Genomic DNA, 6,802 nt, shown 5'->3' on the forward strand with positions numbered 1-6,802 from the left:
GGAAGCCATATTTTTCATTTGGACTTTTTAAGACGGCTCTCCGATCCTGTTCCCATAACCAGACAAAAACGATGGGGAAGGATAATGAACCGTATTCTACGCAATGTTCTGGCTGCAGGTGTGATGACGGCGATCGGCGCCGCCGCCACGGTCTCTGCTCAGGCCGAGACCTGGCGCATGGCGCACAAGATGCCGCCGGACAGCATTGAGGGTGAGCTTTTCCAGTTCTTCGCCGACAAAGTGGTCGAAAAGACCGGTGGTGAGGTCGAGATCAAGGTGTTTCCGAACGAGCAGCTCGGTTCCGATGACACCGTTCTTGAGCAGCTCCAGATCGGCACCGTGAACGTCTATCCCGAGGGCACCAGCTATCTTCAGAAATGGGTTCCGGACATCAAGTTCACCTCGGCTCCGTTCCTGTTCGACGACCGCGAGCACTGGGTCCGCTTCATGCAGTCCGATCTGGTGAAGGGCTGGTTCAAGCAGATCGAAGACGAAGCCGGTATTGCGCTGATCGGCTCTCCGACTGCGTTCCTGCGTGGCCCCTATCGCGTGATGGTCACCGACAAACCGTGGACAAATCTGCAAGAAATGCAGGGCACGCGCCTGCGCATGCATCCTGACGAGCTGGCCGCGGCCGCCTGGCGTCATCTTGGCGCAGAGGTTCGCACACTTGCCTGGACGGAAGTCTACGAATCCATCAGCCGCGGTATCGTCGATGCGGTGAACAGCCCTATTGCACTCGTCGAACCGATGAAGTTCTACGAGGTGGCGCCTCACGTCATCCGTCATGACGAATATCCGCAGGGCATGGCCTTCATGACCAACGCCAAGCGCTGGAACGCTCTTTCTGACGAACGTCGTGCGCAGATCCTGGACGCTTTCGCCGAGATGGCGGTGGAATCGGAAAAGCGCATGAACGCGGCGGCCGACAAGGATCTTGAGGCCATGAAAGCCAAGGATGTCGCCTATTCCGAGCCTGACACGTCTGACTTCGTCGAGCGCATGGGAAGCTTCTATCAGGAGATGGAGGAAAAAGGCGAGCTCCCCGAAGGGTTCCTCGATGCGGTTCGCTCCTCGCGCACCGAATAGGTTTCCTTTGAACTCACATTGATGGGGAGGTTCCATGCCCGTCCTGGATCGAATCCTGGCCGTTATAGACCGGCTGTTTCTTGTGGGAGCGAATGCGGCCTTGTTCGCCATGCTCCTTGTGACCGCACTCAATGTTGCGTCACGTGCGTTTCTCGGCCAGGGGGTGGTCTGGGCCTTCCCCATCAGCATCGTCTGCTTCGTGTGGATGAGCTTTCTGGGCTTTTTCGTCGTCTACCGGCAGAACAAGGACATCACCGTCGACTTTCTCTTGAACGCGACCCCGCCCCCGGTGCGTCGCGCCGGGCGGATGCTGGTGGACATCGCCGTCATCGCGCTTTTGCTCATCATCCTGCGTGAGGCACCAGAACTGATCCAGCGTCAGGTGGGCAATATCGAGATGGTCGGCATCCAGCGCTATTGGCTGAGTGTCCCCTTCTTCGTCTCCTGCGGGCTCATCGCCCTGCATTTCTTCAGCGACTTCGTCCATGCCCTTAGAGGGCATCCGGAGCCTGAACATCATCATGTCGGCGACATCTAGGACCCGGGTAGAACCATGACCTTGCTTCTTTTCGCGGGCTTCGTCGCCTCATCCTTCTGCGTGTGCCGATCACCATGGCGATCGGCCTGGCGGTGCTCTCCGCGCTCATCTATGCGGGCTTTTCCGACACGCTCTACATCATCCCGCTTCAGGTTCTCGACGGGGTCGACAACCCGTCCCTGCTTGCCATCCCCTTCTTCATCATGGCCGGCAATCTGATGAACGGCGTCGGCATGACCGACCGCATCTTCAACTTCGCCTCCGCGCTTGTCGGTCATATGCGGGCGGGCCTCGCACAGGTGAACGTTGTCTCGTCGCTGCTCTTTGCCGGTGTCTCCGGCGCGGCGGTGGCCGATTGTGCCGGCCTTGGCACGATCGAGATCAAGGCGATGCGCGAGCGCGGCTATCCAGCGCCCTTCGCGGCTGCTCTGACGGCGGCAAGTGCGGTGGTCGGGCCAATCATCCCGCCCTCGATCAGTCTTGTCGTCTATGCGTTTCTGTCCAACACCTCGGTGGCGCGGCTTTTCCTCGCTGGCATCATTCCCGGCCTCATTGTCGGCATGTCGCTGATGGCATTCAACTACCTCGTCGCACTGAAGCAGGACTTTCCGCGCGAGGAACGCAAGAGCCTGCCGCAGATCGGCCGTTCCGCCATCGACGGTATCGCCGCGCTGGTTGCACCGGGCATCATCCTCGTAGCCATCCTCACCGGTTTCACCACGGCCACGGAAGCCGGCGTTCTGGCCTGCGTCTACACCATCGCGCTCGGCTTCGTTTACCGCACCTTCTCCTTCCGCATGCTCTGGCAGGCGCTGACGGAGACGATGACCATCACCAGCGTCATCATGATCATCATCGGCTTCTCGCATGTGATGGGCTGGCTTCTGGCCATCGAGCAGATCCCGCAGCAACTGGCGGACCAGATTCTTCTGTTCACCGAATCGCGCACGGTCTTCCTGTTCCTCCTGCTCGGCTTCCTGCTTCTGGTGGGCTGTTTCGTGGAAGGTGTGCCGGCAAAGCTGATCCTCGTGCCAATGCTTCTGCCGATCATCGACCAGTTCGGCATCGACCGCATTCACTTCGGCCTGATCATCACCCTGGCGCTTCTGATTGGCATTGCCACACCGCCCATGGGCATCGCGCTCTACATCGTCGCTGAGGTGGGCAAGGTGCCGTTCGAAAAGGTGGCGGTGGCGATCCTGCCCTTTCTCATACCACTGATCGTTGCCCTGCTCATGATCACCTTCGTGCCCGAGCTGGTGCTCTTCCTTCCCAATCTCGTTCTGGGGCCGGCCTGACGGCCGCCCCAATCAAACTCCAAAGCAAGGGATACTTATGAAAATCTCCGTCATTCAAATGAACTCGCAGGACGACAAGGCAAAGAACATTGCTGATGCGGAAGCGTTCGTCCGAAAGGCCGTTGCCGAGGACAAGTCCGATCTCGTCGTGCTTCCCGAGACTTTCACCTATATGGGCGGCACCGTGGAAAGCCGTCGCGCCAATGCGGAAACCTTTCCGGACGGCGAAGCCTATCGCGCCATGTCGGCTTTGGCCGCCGAACTGAAAGTGAACATTCACGCCGGCTCCATGGCCGAGGCTGCGGGCGAGAAGTGCTACAACACGACCATCGTGTCGACCGGCAGGGCAAGGAGATTGCCCGCTATCGCAAGATCCATCTCTTCGACGTGAAGGTTCCGGGCGGCCAGAGCTATCTGGAATCCGACACGATGAAGCGCGGCGAGGAAGTGGTCGTCTACGAGCTGGAAGGCGTGAAGATCGGTTGCGCCATCTGCTACGATCTGCGCTTCCCGGAGCTCTTCCGCAAACTGCGTGACAAGGGTGCCGAGGTGATCGTCCTGCCCGCCGCTTTCACGCTGCAGACCGGCAAGGACCATTGGGAACAGCTTCTGTGCGCCCGCGCCATCGAGACCCAGTCCTATGTGGCCGCATCGGCACAGATCTTCGGGCATGACGAAGGCAAAAAGCTGTGCTTCGGCCACTCTCTGATCATCGATCCATGGGGCGTGACCATTGCCAACTGCTCGGATCGCGTCGGCCATGCAAGCGCAACGATCGACACGGATTACGCAGCAAAAATCCGCAGCTCCATGCCGGTCGCAGATCATCACGTCGTCGCATAAGGAATACGCATATGTACCAGGTCAATTCGATGCCGGAGCAGCTGGCACAGGCCAAGATCGACAAGCTGATGCAGGTGGAGACCGCCACGGTCGGCCACTTTCTGCACGCAAACTTCCTCGACACGGGCATCCGCTCCATGCTGCCCAGGGTGCGGGCCGCTGGAACGGCGGTGACCCTGCGCCTGCCCCATGCCGACAGCACGCTCCTGCATTACGCGATGGACCATATCCGGCCCGGCGATTTCGTGATCATCGATCGTGCCGGCGACACACGCCACGCCTGTTGGGGCGGCGTCATCACCCACACGGCGGCCCGCAAGAAGGCCGCCGGTGCGGTGGTGGACGGGCCGGCGACAGACGTTGCCGATTTCGAGCGTCACGGTTTCCCCATGTGGTGTCGGGGCCCCTCGCCCATCACCACCAAACTGCTGGGCGTTTCGGGCGAAATGAACATCCCCGTCAGCGTGGGTGGTGTGGTGGTCAATCCGGGCGATGCGGTGCTGGCCGATGAAAACGGCGTGCTGATCCTGTCTCCCGACGAAGTGGACATGGTGGCAGACCGCGCCATCCAGATGCAGGCGCGTGAAGTCGAGCTTCTGAAGCGCATCGACGCCGGCGAAAGCCTGCCGACCATCTCCGGCGCGAAAGCGCGCGTTGAGGCAAGCGCATAGGATCTCGACAACAGTATTGCGGTTGCGACCATCCTCTTCTCCCCGCTTGCTGGGAGAAGGGGGCTTCGAGGGTGGAGGGTTGCGGTTTCAACCCTCCAAGCCGCACTTTCCCACACGTGTCCCCCGGCATCTGACATGGGTGCTTGACAAGAGTGCCCCTCTTCACTCACCTTGCGGCCTCACCTGGGGGGTCCCGCCAAGGGGCTGAGATTCTGCTGGGCATGGTTTTCCATGCAGCGCAGTGACCCGATGAACCTGATCCAGTTCATACTGGCGTAGGATGGTGCATGCCTGGCGGGTCGCTGGCTCCTTCGAGCCGAAATCCATATCCGTTGCGGATCGTCAGCGCTCTTCCTCCTCTCGGCACGAACTGGGTCTCCATTGCTGAACACGCAGAGGAGGCTCTGACCCATGGATGCTATCGCTCCGAAAGTGACCACCGGCCCGTTGCCGGCATCGCGCAAGATCTACAAATCCGGCACACTTCATCCCGATATTCGCGTGCCCATGCGCGAAATCGCCGTGCACCCGAGCGCCGGCGAGCCGCCGGTGACGGTCTACGATTCCTCCGGTCCCTATTCCGACCCGGACGCGCTGATCGAGATCGAGAAGGGCCTGCCGCGTATCCGCGAGGCCTGGGTGAAGGCGCGCGGCGATGTGGAGGCCTATGAGGGCCGCCATGTGAAGCCGGAGGACAATGGTTTTGTTTCCGGCGACCGGCTGACGCCTGAGTTTCCCACGCGCCACCAGCCGCTGAAGGCCAAGGACGGCAAGGCCGTCACGCAGCTTGCCTATGCGCGGGCCGGCATCATCACGCCGGAGATGGAATACATCGCCATCCGCGAGAACCTTGGCCGCGAACAGGCGAAGGCCGCGCTCGTGCGCGATGGCGAGAGCTTTGGTGCCGCGATCCCCGATTTCGTGACGCCGGAATTCGTGCGCGACGAAGTGGCGAAGGGCCGGGCGATCATCCCCGCCAACATCAACCACCCGGAAGCCGAGCCGATGATCATCGGCCGCAATTTCCTTGTGAAGATCAACGCCAATATCGGCAATTCCGCCGTCACCTCCTCCATGGCCGAGGAGGTGGACAAGATGGTGTGGGCGACGCGCTGGGGCGGCGACACGGTGATGGACCTTTCCACCGGTCGCAACATCCACAACATCCGCGAATGGATCATCCGCAATTCGCCCGTGCCCATCGGCACCGTGCCGATCTATCAGGCGCTGGAGAAGGTGAACGGCATTGCCGAGGACCTCAACTGGGAGGTCTTTCGCGATACGCTGATCGAGCAGGCCGAACAGGGCGTCGACTATTTCACCATCCATGCGGGTGTGCGGCTGCACTACATTCCGCTGACGGTCGACCGGGTGACGGGCATCGTCTCGCGCGGCGGCTCGATCATGGCCAAGTGGTGCCTGCATCACCACAGGGAGAGCTTCCTCTACGAGCATTTCGAGGAAATCTGCGACATCTGCCGCGCCTATGACGTGTCGTTTTCGCTGGGCGATGGCCTGCGTCCGGGCTCCATCGCCGATGCCAATGATGCGGCGCAATTTGCCGAGCTGGAGACGCTGGGCGAGCTCACGCAGATCGCCTGGAAGAAGGATTGCCAGGTGATGATCGAGGGCCCCGGCCATGTGCCGATGCACAAGATCAAGGAGAATATGGACAAACAGCTCGATGTCTGCGGCGAGGCACCCTTCTACACGCTCGGGCCGCTCACGACCGACATTGCGCCGGGCTATGACCACATTACGAGCGGCATTGGCGCGGCAATGATCGGCTGGTTCGGCACGGCCATGCTCTGCTACGTCACGCCGAAGGAGCATCTGGGCCTGCCCGACCGCGACGATGTGAAGACCGGCGTCATCACCTACAAGATCGCGGCCCATGCGGCGGATCTGGCCAAGGGGCATCCGGCAGCGAAGATCCGCGACGATGCGCTTTCGCGGGCGCGTTTCGAGTTTCGCTGGGAGGACCAGTTCAACCTCTCGCTTGATCCCGAGACAGCGCGCAACTTCCACGACGAAACGCTACCTAAGGAGGCGCACAAGGTGGCGCATTTCTGCTCCATGTGCGGCCCGAAATTCTGCTCCATGCGGATCTCTCACGACATCCGCGCCGAGGCGCAGAAAGAGGGCATGGCGAAGATGGCCGAGAAGTTCCGCGAGGGCGGCGATCTCTATATGCCGCTGGAGAAGGTGGTCGAGCCCGGGGAGTGATCCATGCATGTCCTTGTTCGTGGGGCCGGTGTCGCCGGCCTCACGCTGGCGCATGAGCTGGTGCGGGCGGGTGTGCGGGTGACGGTGTGCGACACCCGCTCCGGCCCGGCGGGCAGTGCCTCGTGGCTGGCCGGCGG

General features: G+C 61.2%; 6 protein-coding genes, 1 pseudogene and 1 riboswitch. All 7 genes and pseudogenes read left to right on the forward strand.

The genetic code is table 11. The features are described 5' to 3' along the window. Positions 1-84 precede the first annotated feature (84 nt). Positions 85-1,089, forward strand: coding sequence for a TRAP transporter substrate-binding protein (locus tag JCM21793_RS09160; protein ID WP_025030181.1), 1,005 nt, complete (start codon positions 85-87; stop codon positions 1,087-1,089). A 34-nt stretch (positions 1,090-1,123) separates the two neighbouring features. Continuing rightward, positions 1,124-1,627, forward strand: coding sequence for a TRAP transporter small permease (locus tag JCM21793_RS28190; RefSeq protein ID WP_007007224.1), 504 nt, complete (start codon positions 1,124-1,126; stop codon positions 1,625-1,627). A 74-nt stretch (positions 1,628-1,701) separates the two neighbouring features. Next, on the forward strand, positions 1,702-2,925 hold the full coding sequence (locus JCM21793_RS25005) for a TRAP transporter large permease (protein ID WP_051556147.1): 1,224 nt from the start codon (positions 1,702-1,704) through the stop codon (positions 2,923-2,925). Between the two features lie 37 nt (positions 2,926-2,962). Then, positions 2,963-3,768: pseudogene (locus JCM21793_RS25010) on the forward strand (carbon-nitrogen hydrolase family protein). Positions 3,769-3,779: 11 nt separating this feature from the next. Next, positions 3,780-4,439: an RraA family protein gene (locus JCM21793_RS09180; RefSeq protein WP_007007227.1), complete on the forward strand. Its 660-nt coding sequence runs from the start codon at positions 3,780-3,782 to the stop codon at positions 4,437-4,439. A 174-nt stretch (positions 4,440-4,613) separates the two neighbouring features. Then, a riboswitch (TPP riboswitch) is annotated at positions 4,614-4,738 on the forward strand. A 112-nt stretch (positions 4,739-4,850) separates the two neighbouring features. After that, positions 4,851-6,665 (forward strand): phosphomethylpyrimidine synthase ThiC, encoded by a 1,815-nt coding sequence (gene thiC / locus JCM21793_RS09185; RefSeq protein ID WP_025030182.1) that lies wholly within the window; start codon positions 4,851-4,853, stop codon positions 6,663-6,665. A 3-nt stretch (positions 6,666-6,668) separates the two neighbouring features. Beyond that, positions 6,669-6,802: FAD-dependent oxidoreductase (locus JCM21793_RS28685; protein ID WP_155983404.1), on the forward strand; the 134-nt coding region annotated here is incomplete at its 3' end.

The organism is Nitratireductor aquibiodomus NL21 = JCM 21793, assembly GCF_000615975.1.
Lineage (GTDB): Bacteria > Pseudomonadota > Alphaproteobacteria > Rhizobiales > Rhizobiaceae > Nitratireductor > Nitratireductor aquibiodomus.